The organism is Chitinophaga alhagiae (assembly GCF_003568665.1).
Lineage (GTDB): Bacteria > Bacteroidota > Bacteroidia > Chitinophagales > Chitinophagaceae > Chitinophaga > Chitinophaga alhagiae.
Genome location: NZ_QXMH01000001.1, coordinates 2369755 through 2384082, shown reverse-complemented (window position 1 = coordinate 2384082; position 14328 = coordinate 2369755). Strand labels below are relative to the sequence as shown.

Sequence of the window (14328 nt, the reverse complement as noted above, 5' to 3'; positions counted from 1 at the left end):
GTGGGCCTGGAGGGTAACATTTCAATTATTTACTATGCAATTTAGCGCATTACAGCTGGCTACCATATTGAACGGGAAGCTGGAGGGGGACCCGGAAGTGAAAGTGAACAATATCGCCAAGATCGAGGAAGCGGGAGACGGCATGTTGAGTTTCATCGCCAATCCCAAATACGAAGAGTTCCTGTATTCCACGCAGGCCTCCATCCTGATCGTGAATGATTCGCTGGTGATAGAGCGGCCCATCAAGCCTACCGTTATCCGTGTAAAAGACGCCTACAGCGCCTTTGCCCTTCTGCTGGAGCAATACCAGAAAATGGTGGGCGCAGGGGCCAAAACCGGCATACAGCAGCCCTCCCACGTGCCCGCTTCCGTTAAAATGGGGCCGGGCGCCTTTATTGGCGCATTTGCGTACCTCGGGGAAAACGTGGTGCTGGGAGAGAACGTAAAGATCTACCCCGGCGTGTACCTGGGAGATAATGTGAAAATAGGCGATAACACCGTGCTCTACCCCGGCGTAAAGCTGTATGACAACAGCGTGGTAGGCAAACGCGTCATACTCCATGCCGGCTGCGTTATTGGCGGGGACGGCTTTGGTTTTGCCCCCCTGGCAGACGGCACCTATAAAAAAGTACCCCAGGTGGGCAACGTAGTGATACATGACGATGTGGAGATTGGCGCCAATACCACCATAGACCGGGCTACCATGGGCTCTACCGTGATCCATGCCGGGGTGAAGCTGGATAACCTGATACAGATAGCCCACAATGTGGAAATAGGCAGCAGCACCGTAATTGCCGCACAGTCAGGCGTTTCGGGCAGCACCAAGATCGGCAGGAACTGTGTGATAGGCGGCCAGGTAGGCATTGTAGGGCACATCCAGATAGCTGACGGCACCAAGATCAACGCCCAGAGCGGTTTGTCTAAATCCATCACCACGCCCAATACCGCTTTGACCGGTTCTCCCGCCTACGATTATAAAAGTTCCTTAAAAAGTCAGGCAATTTTTAGAAATTTGCCGGACTTGGAAAAAAGGGTGAAAGAACTGGAAGAGATGGTGAAGCAACTGTTGGCCGAAAAAGCCCTTCTCCGCTAAGGTAACTGGAGGAAAGATCAAGAAGGATTTTAAACGCAATTGAATACGAAGCTATAATGATGGAAAATCAGCAGTCGAACCAGCAGACCTTACAGGGTCCCGTGACCATTTCAGGAGTTGGTTTACACACAGGAGCACAGGTGAATATGACCCTCAAGCCGGCCATGCCCGGCTTTGGTATTAAGTTCCAGCGCATAGACCTGCCGGACCAGCCTATTGTTAAAGCAGACGTGGATTATGTGGTAGATACCGCCCGCGGCACCACGCTGGAGCACAACGGCGCCCGCGTGAGCACCGTGGAGCACATCCTGGCCGCCCTGGTGGGCATGGGCGTAGACAATGTGCTGATTGAGCTGAACGGCCCGGAAATCCCCATTATGGACGGCAGCTCCATTCCTTTCATAGAAATTATTGAAGAAGCCGGCATACAGGTACAAGACGCCAAAAAGGTATATTATACCATCGATACCAATATTAATTATTACGATGAGGTGAAAAAGGTGGAAATGGTGGCACTGCCCGCCGTAGACTACCGCATTACCGCCCTCATCGACTTCAACTCCCAGGTACTCGGCACCCAGCATGCCAACCTGAAGAGCATGAGCGATTTCAAGAAAGAAATTGCCCCCTGCCGCACCTTCGTGTTCCTGCATGAGCTGGAATACCTCCTGGCCAACAACCTGATCAAAGGCGGAGACATCAACAACGCCATTGTGGTGGTAGACCGCCCCGTAACGGACGAGGAGCTGAGCCGCCTGGCCAAGGCCTTTGACCGCGAAGAAATGAGCGTGCAGCAGCGGGAAGGCATCCTCAACAATGCCCAGCTGCATTTCCCCAACGAGCCCGCCCGCCACAAGCTGCTGGACGTAGTGGGAGACCTGGCCCTCATTGGCGTGCCCATCAAGGCGCATATCATTGCCAACAGGCCCGGCCACGCCTCCAACGTGGAGTTTGCCCGCAAGATCAAACAGTACATCAAAAAGAACAAGCATAACCGGGATGTGCCCATTTACGATCCCACCCAGCCCCCGGTATACGATATCAACCATATTGTACGCACCATGCCGCACCGTTACCCGATGCTGCTGGTAGACAAGATCATTGAGCTGAGCGATACAAGGGTGGTAGGCATCAAGAACGTGACTTTCAACGAACAGATCTTCCAGGGCCACTTTCCCGGCAACCCGGTAATGCCCGGCGTGCTGATCTGCGAGTGCCTGGCCCAGGTAGGCGGTATCCTGGCGCTGAACCCTATGCCTGACCCTGAAAACTATGACACCTACTTCCTCAAGATCGATAACTGTAAATTCAAACAGAAAGTAATGCCCGGTGATACCATGATCTTGAAGATGGAGCTGCTCAGCCCTATCCGCAGAGGCCTGGTGGAAATGAGAGGTACGGCTTTCGTTGGCAACAAAGTATGTGCAGAGGCAGACATGGTTGCTCAAATTGTAAAACGCGAAGGAAAATAACAGCATGATTCATCCGCTCACATACATCCACCCGGACGCTAAAGTTGCGCCCAACGTAAAAATCGATCCGTTCACCGTTATCCATAAAAATGTTGAGATCGGGGAAGGCACCTGGATTGGTTCCAATGTAACCATCATGGAAGGCGCCCGCATCGGCAAAAACTGCCGCATCTTTCCCGGCGCCGTTATTTCCGCTATCCCGCAAGACCTCAAGTTTGAAGGGGAGGATACGATTGTGGAAATCGGCAACAACACCACCGTTCGGGAGTACGTGACCATCAACCGCGGCACCAAAGACCGGCTGAAGACCTCCATCGGCAACAACTGCCTGATCATGGCCTACAGCCATATTGCGCATGACTGTATTGTGGGCAACAACTGCGTTTTTTCCAATAACACTACCCTGGCCGGGCACATCACCGTGGGAGACCACGTAGTGCTGGCCGGCATGGTGGCCGTGCAGCAGTTCTGTAAAATAGGCAACCACGCCTTTGTAACCGGCGGCTCGCTGGTGCGGAAAGACGTGCCCCCCTATGTAAAAGCTGCGCGAGAGCCCCTCTCCTATGTGGGCGTAAACTCCGTGGGCCTCAAACGCCGGGGGTTCACCCTGGAAAAGATCAACCACATACTGGACATCTACCGCATCATTTTCGTTAAAGGCAACAATATTTCCAAAGCCATCCGTATCATAGAAGCCGAGTTCCCGGCCACGGACGAAAGAGACGAGATCCTCTCCTTCATCCGCGATTCCGGCCGCGGCATCATGAGAGGATACAGCACCCGGGCGAATGACGATCTCGCTTAACCACGTAGGCAAGCGGTTCAATTACGACTGGATATTCCGTCGTTTTTCCTATACGTTCAGCGGTACAGGCCATTACGCCATACTGGGGCCCAACGGCTCCGGCAAATCCACCCTGCTGCAGATCGTCAGCGGCCATCATCACCACAGCGAGGGCGATGTGCAGTACCTTTTCAACGAACAAACACTCCCGGCAGACCAGTTCTTCCAGCATTGCGCCATTGTAGCCCCCTACCTGGAGCTGGTGGAAGAGTTCAGCCTGCAGGAGTGTTTCGAATTTCACCTCCATTTCAAATCTTTCCTTCCCGGCTATCAGCCCCGGGAAATTGCCGCGCTGGTGGGCCTGGAAAAGGCCTGGAAAAAACAGGTGCGCAACTTCTCCTCCGGCATGAAGCAGCGGGCCAGGCTGGCACTGGCCATTTTCTCTGACGTGCCCGTGCTGCTGCTGGACGAGCCCTGCACCAACCTGGACGCGGCCGGCATTGCCCTCTACCAGCAGCTGGTAAAAGAGCACTGCGGCAACCGCATGGTGATTGTCAGCTCCAATGACGAGGCAGAATACGGCTTTTGCCGCGAGCATATCCGCATCAGTGATTATAAACAGTAATTATTATTACTTTTAGTGATTCATGTGATTATTCAATAATTCCCTATGAGCATACCAAACAGGAAAGTTGTAAATGGCTGGGCCATGTATGACTGGGCCAACTCCGTTTACAACCTTGTTATCACCACCACGTTTTTCCCCATCTACTACCTGGGCGTTACCAAAGCCCGCACCGGTACGGATGAGGTGACCTTTATGGGAAAAACGCTGCTCGCCTCCGTGCTGTATGACTATACGCTCTCCTTTGCATACCTGCTGATAGCCCTCAGCCTGCCTATTCTCTCTTCCATTGCGGACACCCGGGGCAATAAAAAGAACTTCCTGCGCTTTTTCTGTTACCTGGGCGCGCTGGCCTGTGCCTCCCTGTTCACCTTTACCAGTACCAGCAGCCTTGAACTGGGCATGCTGTCCGTGATGCTGGCCGCCATCGGCTTCTGGGGAGGGCTGGTGTTCTATAACTCCTACCTGCCTGAAATAGCGGCGCCGGAGTACCAGGACAGGGTGAGCGCCCGCGGCTTCTCCTTCGGCTACATTGGCAGCGTGCTGATGCAGCTGGTAGGTTTTGCCCTCGTTACCTTCACCCCCTTTGGCATTACAGACGCCATGGCCGTACGCATCACCTTTTTGCTGGTGGGCATATGGTGGTTCGGCTTCGCGCAGATCACCTTTAAACGCCTGCCTGCCTCCAAACCCGCCATCAGCAATGGTTCCGGCAGGGTGCTCAAAGATGGGTTCATTGAGCTGAAAAAAGTATATGCCCAGGTAAGGGTGATGCCCGTGCTGAAACGTTTCCTGCGCGCCTTCTTCTTCTACAGCATGGGCGTGCAAACGGTGATGATGGTGGCCGTTATTTTCGCTTCCAAGGAGCTGAAGCTGGAAGCCACCAAACTGATCATTTGCGTGGTGCTCATCCAGCTGGTAGCCATTCTCGGCGCCTGGGGCATGGCGCGGCTCTCCGGCCGCTTCGGCAACTTTAAAGTGCTCATAGCCACCGTGCTGCTGTGGATAGGGGTTTGCCTCGGCGCCTACTTCATTACCACGGAAATGCAGTTTTACCTGCTGGCGCTGGCCGTAGGCCTGGTAATGGGGGGCATACAGTCCCTCAGCCGCTCCACCTATGCCAAGCTCCTCCCCGAAACGCGGGATACGGCTTCCTTTTTCAGCTATTACGACGTAACCGAAAAGCTGGCCATTGCCATTGGCGTGTTCAGCTTCGGCTATATAGAACACATCACCAACAATATGCGCACCTCCGTACTGGTGCTCATGGGCTTTTTCTGCGTCGGGCTCATCTGGCTGTTTTCTGCCTTGCAGAAACAACGTAGCTTAGCAGGCAGGAAAACGCAGGCCGCCGTATACGAGACCGGCGCCTGAAGAACCGGACAAATATTTACGGATGAAGCTACATACGATCAATACAGGGCTTTTTAAACTGGACGGCGGCGCCATGTTCGGCGTAGTGCCCAAAACCATCTGGCAAAAACTGAACCCGCCAGACGCCAACAACATGTGTACCTGGGCCATGCGCTGCCTGCTGGTGGAAGAAGGCAACCGCCTCATCCTGATAGATAACGGCATCGGCAACAAGCAAGACGAAAAGTTCTTCAGCCATTATTACCTGCACGGAGATGATACGCTGGAGAAATCCCTGGCCGCCCTGGGTTACCATCGAGACGACATTACAGACGTATTTCTCACCCACCTCCATTTTGACCATTGCGGCGGCAGCATAGAGCGCCAGGGAGACAGGCTGGCGCCCGCCTTCCGGAATGCCACCTACTGGAGCAATGAGGCGCACTGGAAATGGGCCACCGAGCCTAATGACCGGGAAAAGGCCTCCTTTCTCAAAGAGAACATATTGCCCATTCAGCAAAGCGGGCAGCTGAAATTCATAGCGCAGCAAGACGGGGTGGCCTTCACCGACCACATCCGCGTACGGTTCGCCTTCGGGCATACAGACGCCATGATGCTGCCGGAGATCCGCTACAACGGGCATACCATTGTATACATGGCAGACCTGCTGCCCTCCGCGGGCCACATTCCCATTCCATACGTAATGGCATATGACATGTTCCCGCTCACCACGCTGGAAGAAAAGAAACGTTTCCTGGCGGAAGCCAACGAGCGGCAGTATGTGCTGTACTTTGAGCATGACCCTGCGATGGAATGCGGCATACTGCACAGCACGGAAAAAGGCATCCGTCTGAAAAACTCGTTCCCCCTGACCGATCTTTGATAAAAACAAAAGCTATGTATAAACACCTTATCCGCATGCTGCCCCTGGCAGCCGTATTAGCCCTGGCAGCCTGCCAGGGTGGCGCGCCCGCCGGCAACAGCGCGGCCGTGGCAGATTCCCTGCTGGTAGACTCGCTGGCCCAACAGGTGATGGACGTGCATGACGAAGGCATGGCCAAAATGATGGTCATCCGCCGGCTCAAAACACGCGTTACGGAAGTAACAGACAGTATTGGCGCCAGTAAAAAGGCCGCCGCGCCTTACATGCAGGCGGGCACTCTGCTGGACAGCGCCAACAATGCCATGAACACCTGGATGCATGCCTATGACATGAAGATGGAAGGCAAAACCACCGAAGAGAAAAAAGCATACCTGCAGAACGAAATGAAAAAGATCAGCGATGTAAAAGACCTGATGCTCAAAAGCATTGCAGACGCCAAACAACTGCTGAAAGAAGAATAACCCTTATCAAACCGCATACTATGGCTAATCAGGAAGCATTTCTCGAATATATCAGGAACGGCTATACGTTCAAAGGAGAACATTTCAAGCTGGGCTGCGCCATGCTGAACGGTGAGGTAGTGACCGGCGCGGACGTATTGCTGCCGCTCAAGACCCTCAACCGCCACGGCCTCATTGCCGGCGCTACCGGCACCGGTAAAACCAAAACCCTGCAGGTAATTGCCGAAGGCCTCAGCGACGCCAGCGTACCCGTACTGCTCATGGACATCAAGGGAGACCTCAGCGGCATTGCCGCCGCAGGCACCTCCAACGCCAAAATAGAAGAACGATATGCCAAAATAGGCGGCGCCTGGGCGCCGGCGGCCTACCCGTCAGAACTGCTCAGCCTCAGCCACGAAAAAGGCGCCCGCCTGCGCGCCACCGTCAGCGAGTTTGGCCCCGTGCTGCTGTCAAAAATACTGGAGCTGAACAATACCCAGGCCGGCCTGGTAGCCATGATCTTCAAGTATTGTGATGATCAGCAGCTGCCCCTGCTGGACCTGAAAGACTTCAAAAAAGTGCTCCAGTACGTCAGCGACGAAGGCAAAAAAGAACTGGAAAAAGATTACGGCAAGATCTCCACCACCAGCACCGGCACCATCCTGCGCAAGGTGATAGAGCTGGAACAACAGGGCGCCACCGTTTTCTTCGGCGAAAAATCCTTTGAAGTAGAAGACCTCATGCACATTGCGGATGACGGCAGGGGCAAAATTTCCATTGTGCGCGTGGCAGACATCCAGGACCGGCCCAAACTTTTTTCCACCTTCATGCTCAGCCTGCTGGCGGAACTGTATGCCACCCTGCCGGAAGAGGGAGACCTGGACAAACCCAAGCTGGTTATGTTCATAGACGAGGCGCACCTTATTTTCCAGGAAGCCAGCGATGCCCTGCTGCAGCAGATAGAGACCATCATCAAGCTCATCCGCTCCAAGGGCGTGGGCATTTTCTTCTGCACGCAAAACCCGATGGACGTGCCGCCCTCCGTACTGGGCCAGCTCGGCCTGAAGGTACAGCACGCCCTCCGCGCCTTTACCGCCAACGACCGCAAGGCCATCAAACAAACAGCGGAAAACTACCCGCTTTCCGATTTTTATAAAACAGACGAGCTGCTGACGCAGATAGGCATTGGCGAGGCGCTGGTGACCTGCCTCAGCGAGAAAGGCACCCCCACCCCGCTGGCAGCCACCATGCTGGTATCTCCCCACTCCCGCATGGACGTGCTCACAGACACGGAAATTGACCAGCTGGTAGCCGGCAGCAAACTCGTAAAAAAATACAACCAGGAAATAGACAGCGAAAGCGCCTACGAAATGCTGACCGCCAAGCTGGCGGAAGCTGCCGAGAAAAGCAAGGAAGAAGAGCCGGAGAAAAAAGGCCGGCAGAAAGAAGAAAAAGGCCTGCTGGAAAGCATTGTGACCAGCTCCGCCGCGCGCCAGGCGGGCAGAACGGCCGCCAGCATCATTACCCGCAGCTTGCTGGGGGCATTGGGGCTGGGCGGGCGCAGCAGCAAGAAGAAAGGCACCAGCTGGTTTTAATTAAAGAGCACGCGCTATGCATGTGGTAGCGCCGTAGTTGCAGCTTCGGTTTTACCGCTGTATCTTACAAAAAGAAATAGTTTTTGAATATGTCAACACCCATTAAAACAGGTCTTTGCTCCTACGGCCACAGCGGCTACGCTTTTCATGCGCCTTTTATTCACGTGCATCCGGGCTTTGAGCTGACGGCCGTGGTAGAGCGCAGCAAGCACCTTACGCAGCAGCGTTACCCGTACGTGAAGATCTACAACAGCATTGACGCCCTCATGGCCGATGCCTCGCTGGAGCTGATCGTGGTGAATACGCCCAACTATACCCACTACGAATACACAAAAGCCGCCCTCACCGCCGGCAAGCATGTGATCGTAGAGAAACCTTTTACCGTAACCGTAGCCCAGGGGGAAGAGCTGCTGCAGCTGGCCGCCGCCAAAAAATTGCTGCTCAGCGTGTACCAGAACCGCCGCTATGACAGCGATTACAAAATTGTGCGCAAGGTAGTGGAAGACGGCCTGCTGGGCGATGTGCTGGAAGTGGAATTTCACTATGACCGCTTCAAGGAAGAGCTGAGCTACAAAAAACATAAGGAAGTGGCAGAGCCGGGCACCGGCGTGGTGTACGACCTGGGCTCCCACCTCATAGACCAGGCGCTGACCATTTTTGGCATGCCCCAAAAGGTATGGGCAGACATCCGCATTCTCCGGAAAGATTCCGTGGTAGACGATTATTTTGAACTGCTGCTGTATTACGATCAGCTGCGCGTGCGCCTCAAATCCAGCTACCTGGTGCGCGAAGCGCTCCCGGCCTACATCCTGCACGGCAGAAAAGGTTCTTTCATCAAATCCAAATCAGACATACAGGAGGCCTTGCTGATGAAGGGCGTACTGCCTGATACGCCTGATTGGGGCGCGGAAGCGCCGCATGAATGGGGCCTGCTGCACACAGAAATAGACGGCAAAGTGGTAAAAGAATTTTTGCCCGGGGGCAATGGCAATTACCTGGACTACTACCAGGGCATTTACAGCGCCATCCGCGAAGGCAAACCCAACCCGGTAACCGCGGAAGAAGGGCTGGACGTGGTGAGGATTATTGAAGCGGCTTTCCAGAGCAGTAAGGAAGGCCGGCTGGTGAACGTGTAGCAGACGGAGACATGCAGCGGCAGAACCAGCTTCAGCCGCATTACGCTGTAGCAGACAGCATCCCGTCTTCATCCCGTAACACAAAACCTTCCGCCACCAGGAACTGCAGGGTTTCCAACACCCTGCTTTCCTCGGCATCTACTTTTTCCATCAGGGCCTGCAGGCTGATTTTGCCGTTCAGCGCCGCCATAATGGCGGTGGTGAGCCGGCCGAACTCTTTAGACTGCAGGCCCCCTTTTTCTTTCTTCACACATACATCGCACACGCCGCAGGGTTGTGCGTCCTTTTCCCCGAAATAGGCCACCAGTTGTTGGGTGCGGCATTGGTTGTTATTGCGGGCATAGGCCGTGATGGCCGCTATGCGTTCTTCCAAGGCCTTTTTGCGCTGCTCCAGCAATACCATGTTCACCCGCAGATGCTGCGCCGGCAGCCGTTCTTCCAGGAAACAGAGCTGCGGCTGGTCTTTTTTGGGATAGTACCTGATAATGGCCTGCTTGTGCAGCAGCTGAAGATCATGCGCCACATCTTCCTCACCTACCCGCATAATACGCGCGATCTGTTTCTCAAAAACAGGCACCGGGTTGTCAAATATGCCCTGGTAAGTGCGCAGCAAGGCCTGTATAAGCGGAGAAAGATCGGGCTGCCGGTCTTCATACTCGAACAGCACGTCCCTGCTGGTCGCAAACTCCACTTTAGAGGGTATGTACACGCTTTCGCTGAGTTGCCATACGCCTTCCTGCTCAAGAATGCGGAGCGTGCTGAAGGCCAGCGTAATGTTGACGCCAAAGCGTTTTACAAAATCGTTGATGTCAAAATCGTAGTACACCCCTTCCGCTCCCACCGGCACCTGCAGGTAGTTCACAACAGCCTGGTAGATGGCCCTTATTTCTTCCATGGCGGGGAATTGCAGGGGTATGCGGGCTTTCAGTTCTTCCAGGTTGCGGTGGTTGTACAGCATTACGGCGTAGGCCTTTTCCTCATCGCGGCCGGCGCGGCCGGCTTCCTGGTAGTAGGCCTCAAGGCTGTCAGGCACATCCGCGTGGATCACCATTCTCACATCCGGTTTGTCTATGCCCATGCCAAAGGCATTGGTGCATACCATCACCCGTGTTTCATTATTGATCCAGGCTTCCTGCCGGGCCGTGCGCTCCGCGGAGGTAAGGCCCGCGTGGTAGTAGCTGGCGGAGATGCCCTGCGCGCCGAGCAGGGCCGCAATTTCTTTTGTCTGCCGCCGGTTGCGGCAATAGATGACGGCGCTGCCGGGCACTTTGTCCAGTATCTGCTTCATGCGGGCAGGCTTGCCCTCTTCCTCCACCACACTGTAGGAAAGATTGGCGCGGGCAAAACTTTTTACGAACACGGCGGGGTTGCGCAATTGCAGCTGGCGGCAGATGTCTTCCCGTACTTTTGGGGTAGCCGTGGCCGTTAGCGCCAGAATGGGGGCGCTGGGAAAATGCTCCCGGATGGTGGCAATCTGCCGGTAAGCCGGCCTGAAATCATAGCCCCACTGGGATATGCAATGCGCCTCGTCTACCGCAATGAGGCGCACGGGCAGCACTTCGCAATACCACTGGAAGCGTTTGCTCTGCAGGCGTTCCGGAGATACGTACAGGAATTTGATATCACCTTCCCTGGCCAGCGCCAGCACCTTTTCCACATCGCGGGTCTGCATGCCCGCATAAATGGCAAAGGCCGGAATGCCGCGCTTGTTCAGGTTCTCCACCTGGTCTTTCATAAGGGCAATGAGCGGCGTCACCACCAGGCAAAGCCCCTCCTGCATCATGGCGGGCACCTGGAAGCAAACGGACTTGCCGCCGCCGGTTGGCAGCAGCGCCAGCGTGTCCCGCCCGGCCGCAATGGAAGCAATGATATCTTCCTGCAACGGCCTGAACTGCTGGTAGCCCCAGAATTTGTGCAATATGGAATGTGCGGTCACCAAAGCAGGCAAATTTAGCGCTAATCTTTATGCAAATATCCCGTACACAGGGATTTTATGGTATTCGCTGCAAACGTTCTTTGATGCGCCTCCAACGCCCGGTCAGGCTGCCGCGGCGAGGTTGTGGCTGTGTACCTAATGCCATATTTTAGCCGGGCTTCAGCGGGCCGTCATATCACTTTCTTGAACCGCAGCCGCACGGAGTTGATGGCCAGCACCACATCTGAAAGGCCCATCACCAGCGCCGCAATGATAGGGTTCAGGAAACCCAGCGCGGCAACGGGAATGGCTACAATGTTGTAGATAAACGCCCAGAAGAGATTCTGTTTGATAGTGAGGTAAGTATGCCTGCCCAGGCCCATGGCCAGCGGCAGGGCGCCCAGGTGGTTGTTGAGCAATATCACGTTGGCGCTTTGCATGGCCACCTGTGTGGCATCACTGAGAGAAATGCCTATGCTGGCCTTGGCCAAAGCTGGCGCATCGTTGATGCCGTCTCCCACCATGGCCGTGGGCGCGCTTTGCATCAGCGCATCTATTTTCTCCAGCTTCTTTGCCGGAGACTGTTCGGCAAACACTTCGTCTATACCCAGCTGTTGCGCCAGCTGGTCGCATTTGCGCTGCATGTCCCCGCTCAGCAGGATGGTACGGATGCCGCCTTGTTTGAGTACGGATATTACTTTGGCCGCTTCGGGGCGCAGCTCGTCTGTAAAGTCCATCCAGCCGGCTACCGCGCCGTTTTTAAGCAGGTAAATATTATGCGTATCGTCTTTGGTGGCATGGCGTGCCATCAGGTAAGAGCCCAGCTGCCATTCGTTACCGGCCTTGTCCCTGGCCTGCATGCCAACGCCTTTCTGCTCCCGTACCTGCTGCAGCGCTGTTTCCGGCACGCCCTTCCATTGGGCCGTAATAGAGCGGGCAATGGGGTGGGAGGAATATTTTTCGAGGCTGAACACGATGGACCGGAACATTTCCGGCTCCAGGGTGGTTTCCCACCGGCCTATCTGCAACCGCCCCGTAGTAAGGGTACCGGTTTTATCGAACACGATCTGCCGGATGTTGCGGAAGGCCTCCAGCGTATGGGCGCCTTTAATGAGAATACCGTTGCGCGCCGCGCGGCCCAGCCCTACCATTACCGCCGCCGGGGTAGCCAGGCCCATGGCGCAGGGGCAGGCAATTACCAGTACGGCCACACTCCGCATCATGGCTACCGCCAGTGTGGTCTGCCCTATGAAATACCAGCCCAGGAAGGTAACCAGCGCTATGCCCAGCACTACGGGCACAAATATGGCGCTGATCTTGTCCGCCAGCTTTTGCATGGGCGGCTTGTTGCTCTGGGCCTGCTTTACGAGGTTGATGATGTAAGACAGCACCGTGTCTTTGCCGGTGGCTGTAATGAACATTTTTATATTGCCTTCTTCCAGTATGGTGCCGCCTATCACCTTATCTTTTTCCTGCCGGCTTACGGGCTCGCTTTCCCCCGTGATCATGGACTCGTTCACATGCCCGCCGCCCCAGTAAATAGTGCCGTCCATCGGTATCTTGTCTCCCGCGTTCACCAGCACCCGGTCTCCCGTGCGCAGCTCGCTGTTGTCTATTTCTTCCACCTCGCCGGCCTCGTTCAGCCGTTTGGCATGCGTATGCTGCATGCGCGCCAGCTCTGCTATGGCGGTGGTAGTGGATTTAACAGATCTTTCTTCCAGCAGGTTGCCTAAAAATACCAGGGTGAGAATAGCGGCCGTGGTTTCGTAGAAAAGGTAGTCAGGCCCCAGTTGCAGCAGGGTGCCTGCCAGGCTGTACACAAAAGCCGCCGTGGCGCCCAGGGTAATGAGCACGTCCATATTGGCAATACCGTTGCGCAGGGAGCGGAAGGCGCTGCGGCCAAAGTGCATCATGCCCACCATGTATACCGGTATGGTGAGCGCCAGTTGCACCCAGGGGGTGTGCAGCCAGTGCCAGTTGACCCACATATGCAGCAGCAGGGGGGCCGTAAACACCATGCAAAACACAAATTTGAACGTAAGCGTATTGTAAAAGGCACTGCCTTTACCGCCCTGATTGGGCAGCACCACTTCATAGCCGAGGTTGTTGATGCCGTCTATCACTTCTTCCGCATCGGTACCCTCCGGCAGGTTAAAGCGCAGTTCTTCCGTGGCTACACTGATGGCCACGTCTTCCATTCCTTTTTTTTCGAGGTATTTAGAGATAGTCAGCGCGCAACTGGAGCAATTCATCCCTTTTACCTTGCAACTGATCGTTTCCATAGCTTGATCTCCTGTATGGTAAAATTACCACAAAGCCGTTTTCGGCGGGGGATTATTAATGCAACGGGGGTGCTATTTTCAATTGTCCGCCGGCCGTATTGCCAGCGGCTGGCAACATTGAAGACCAATGCAACCGGCGTACTTTTTTGCCTCTTTTTGCCGGCGCGGGCGGGCTATCCGGCGCCGTACCTCATTTAAATGCCCCGGAATTGCTAATTTTAAGCCTTGTTAAGGCTTAAACGTATGAGATTGACATTTGCACACGCAGACCTGCCCCGGGTGGCCCGCCAGCTTTGGGAAACCTACCCCCGGCAGCGGCTTTTTGCCCTGAGCGGAGAGATGGGGGCGGGAAAAACCACGCTGATCAAGGAACTGTGCGCGGCCAAGGGCGTGGAAGACGCCACGGCCAGCCCTACGTTTTCCATCATCAATGAATACCGGTATGCCAACGGGAACGGGGATGAAAATATCATCTACCACCTGGACCTTTACCGCCTCAAAAGCCTGGAAGAGGCGGTAGAAGCCGGGGTGGAAGACTGCCTCTACCACCCCAGCGCCATTTGTTTTGTAGAATGGCCGGAGCTGGTGGCCCCCCTGCTGCCCGAGGACACGCTACATATCTTCCTCAGCGTTACGCCTGACCACCAGCGGAAACTGCTGGCCGGGCATGTGGGCCCCGGGCATTTTAGGGCCCCTTCCCTGCAATAATAAGTGTATCTTTGAACAGAGACCTAACATACAATTGTCTAC

At 55.0% G+C, this 14328-nt stretch carries 12 protein-coding genes; 10 read left to right on the top strand and 2 right to left on the bottom strand.

Annotated features, from left to right (window positions below; all coding sequences use genetic code 11):
- Positions 1–34: 34 nt before the first annotated feature.
- The 9 genes from lpxD to D3A97_RS09705 all read left to right on the top strand — a co-directional run bounded on the left by lpxD (position 35) and on the right by D3A97_RS09705 (position 9381).
- Positions 35–1093 (top strand): UDP-3-O-(3-hydroxymyristoyl)glucosamine N-acyltransferase, encoded by a 1059-nt coding sequence (gene lpxD, locus D3A97_RS09745; protein ID WP_119078164.1) that lies wholly within the window; start codon positions 35–37, stop codon positions 1091–1093.
- Positions 1094–1149: 56 nt separating this feature from the next.
- Positions 1150–2565, top strand: coding sequence for a bifunctional UDP-3-O-[3-hydroxymyristoyl] N-acetylglucosamine deacetylase/3-hydroxyacyl-ACP dehydratase (locus D3A97_RS09740; RefSeq protein ID WP_232825907.1), 1416 nt, complete (start codon positions 1150–1152; stop codon positions 2563–2565).
- A gap of 4 nt (positions 2566–2569) precedes the next feature.
- Entirely contained in the window at positions 2570–3370 is an 801-nt protein-coding gene (lpxA, locus tag D3A97_RS09735; RefSeq protein WP_119078163.1) for an acyl-ACP--UDP-N-acetylglucosamine O-acyltransferase, read from the top strand.
- Positions 3354–3974, top strand: a complete 621-nt coding sequence (locus tag D3A97_RS09730; protein WP_119078162.1) for an ABC transporter ATP-binding protein — start codon at positions 3354–3356, stop codon at positions 3972–3974. The genes lpxA and D3A97_RS09730 overlap by 17 nt, the downstream gene beginning before the upstream one ends.
- A 45-nt stretch (positions 3975–4019) precedes the next feature.
- Positions 4020–5348: an MFS transporter gene (locus D3A97_RS09725; protein ID WP_119078161.1), complete on the top strand. Its 1329-nt coding sequence runs from the start codon at positions 4020–4022 to the stop codon at positions 5346–5348.
- A gap of 22 nt (positions 5349–5370) precedes the next feature.
- Entirely contained in the window at positions 5371–6210 is an 840-nt protein-coding gene (locus D3A97_RS09720; RefSeq protein ID WP_119078160.1) for an MBL fold metallo-hydrolase, read from the top strand.
- Positions 6211–6224: 14 nt separating this feature from the next.
- Positions 6225–6671, top strand: a complete 447-nt coding sequence (locus D3A97_RS09715; RefSeq protein WP_119078159.1) for a hypothetical protein — start codon at positions 6225–6227, stop codon at positions 6669–6671.
- Between the two features lie 20 nt (positions 6672–6691).
- Positions 6692–8245: a helicase HerA-like domain-containing protein gene (locus D3A97_RS09710; RefSeq protein ID WP_119078158.1), complete on the top strand. Its 1554-nt coding sequence runs from the start codon at positions 6692–6694 to the stop codon at positions 8243–8245.
- Between the two features lie 89 nt (positions 8246–8334).
- Positions 8335–9381: a Gfo/Idh/MocA family oxidoreductase gene (locus D3A97_RS09705; protein WP_119078157.1), complete on the top strand. Its 1047-nt coding sequence runs from the start codon at positions 8335–8337 to the stop codon at positions 9379–9381.
- Between the two features lie 40 nt (positions 9382–9421).
- Here the strand turns inward: D3A97_RS09705 and D3A97_RS09700 are convergent, their stop codons facing one another.
- On the bottom strand, positions 9422–11317 hold the full coding sequence (locus D3A97_RS09700) for a RecQ family ATP-dependent DNA helicase (protein ID WP_232825931.1): 1896 nt from the start codon (positions 11315–11317) through the stop codon (positions 9422–9424).
- 170 nt (positions 11318–11487) lie between these two features.
- Positions 11488–13578 carry a heavy metal translocating P-type ATPase gene (locus D3A97_RS09695; RefSeq protein WP_119078155.1) on the bottom strand — a complete coding sequence of 697 codons (2091 nt, stop codon included), beginning with the start codon at positions 13576–13578 and terminating at the stop codon, positions 11488–11490.
- 243 nt (positions 13579–13821) lie between these two features.
- On the opposite strand from D3A97_RS09695, the gene tsaE reads away from it, so the two are divergent.
- The gene (gene tsaE / locus D3A97_RS09690; RefSeq protein ID WP_119078154.1) at positions 13822–14286 is read left to right on the top strand and encodes a tRNA (adenosine(37)-N6)-threonylcarbamoyltransferase complex ATPase subunit type 1 TsaE; all 465 of its coding nucleotides are present in this window, start codon (positions 13822–13824) and stop codon (positions 14284–14286) included.
- Positions 14287–14328: the final 42 nt, after the last annotated feature.

Coding starts and splice junctions, on each gene's coding strand:
- lpxD (WP_119078164.1), top strand. CDS start 35: ATGCAATTTAGCGCATTACAGCTGGCTACCATATTGAACGGGAAGCTG.
- D3A97_RS09740 (WP_232825907.1), top strand. CDS start 1,150: ATGATGGAAAATCAGCAGTCGAACCAGCAGACCTTACAGGGTCCCGTG.
- lpxA (WP_119078163.1), top strand. CDS start 2,570: ATGATTCATCCGCTCACATACATCCACCCGGACGCTAAAGTTGCGCCC.
- D3A97_RS09730 (WP_119078162.1), top strand. CDS start 3,354: ATGACGATCTCGCTTAACCACGTAGGCAAGCGGTTCAATTACGACTGG.
- D3A97_RS09725 (WP_119078161.1), top strand. CDS start 4,020: ATGAGCATACCAAACAGGAAAGTTGTAAATGGCTGGGCCATGTATGAC.
- D3A97_RS09720 (WP_119078160.1), top strand. CDS start 5,371: ATGAAGCTACATACGATCAATACAGGGCTTTTTAAACTGGACGGCGGC.
- D3A97_RS09715 (WP_119078159.1), top strand. CDS start 6,225: ATGTATAAACACCTTATCCGCATGCTGCCCCTGGCAGCCGTATTAGCC.
- D3A97_RS09710 (WP_119078158.1), top strand. CDS start 6,692: ATGGCTAATCAGGAAGCATTTCTCGAATATATCAGGAACGGCTATACG.
- D3A97_RS09705 (WP_119078157.1), top strand. CDS start 8,335: ATGTCAACACCCATTAAAACAGGTCTTTGCTCCTACGGCCACAGCGGC.
- D3A97_RS09695 (WP_119078155.1), bottom strand. CDS start 13,578: ATGGAAACGATCAGTTGCAAGGTAAAAGGGATGAATTGCTCCAGTTGC.
- tsaE (WP_119078154.1), top strand. CDS start 13,822: ATGAGATTGACATTTGCACACGCAGACCTGCCCCGGGTGGCCCGCCAG.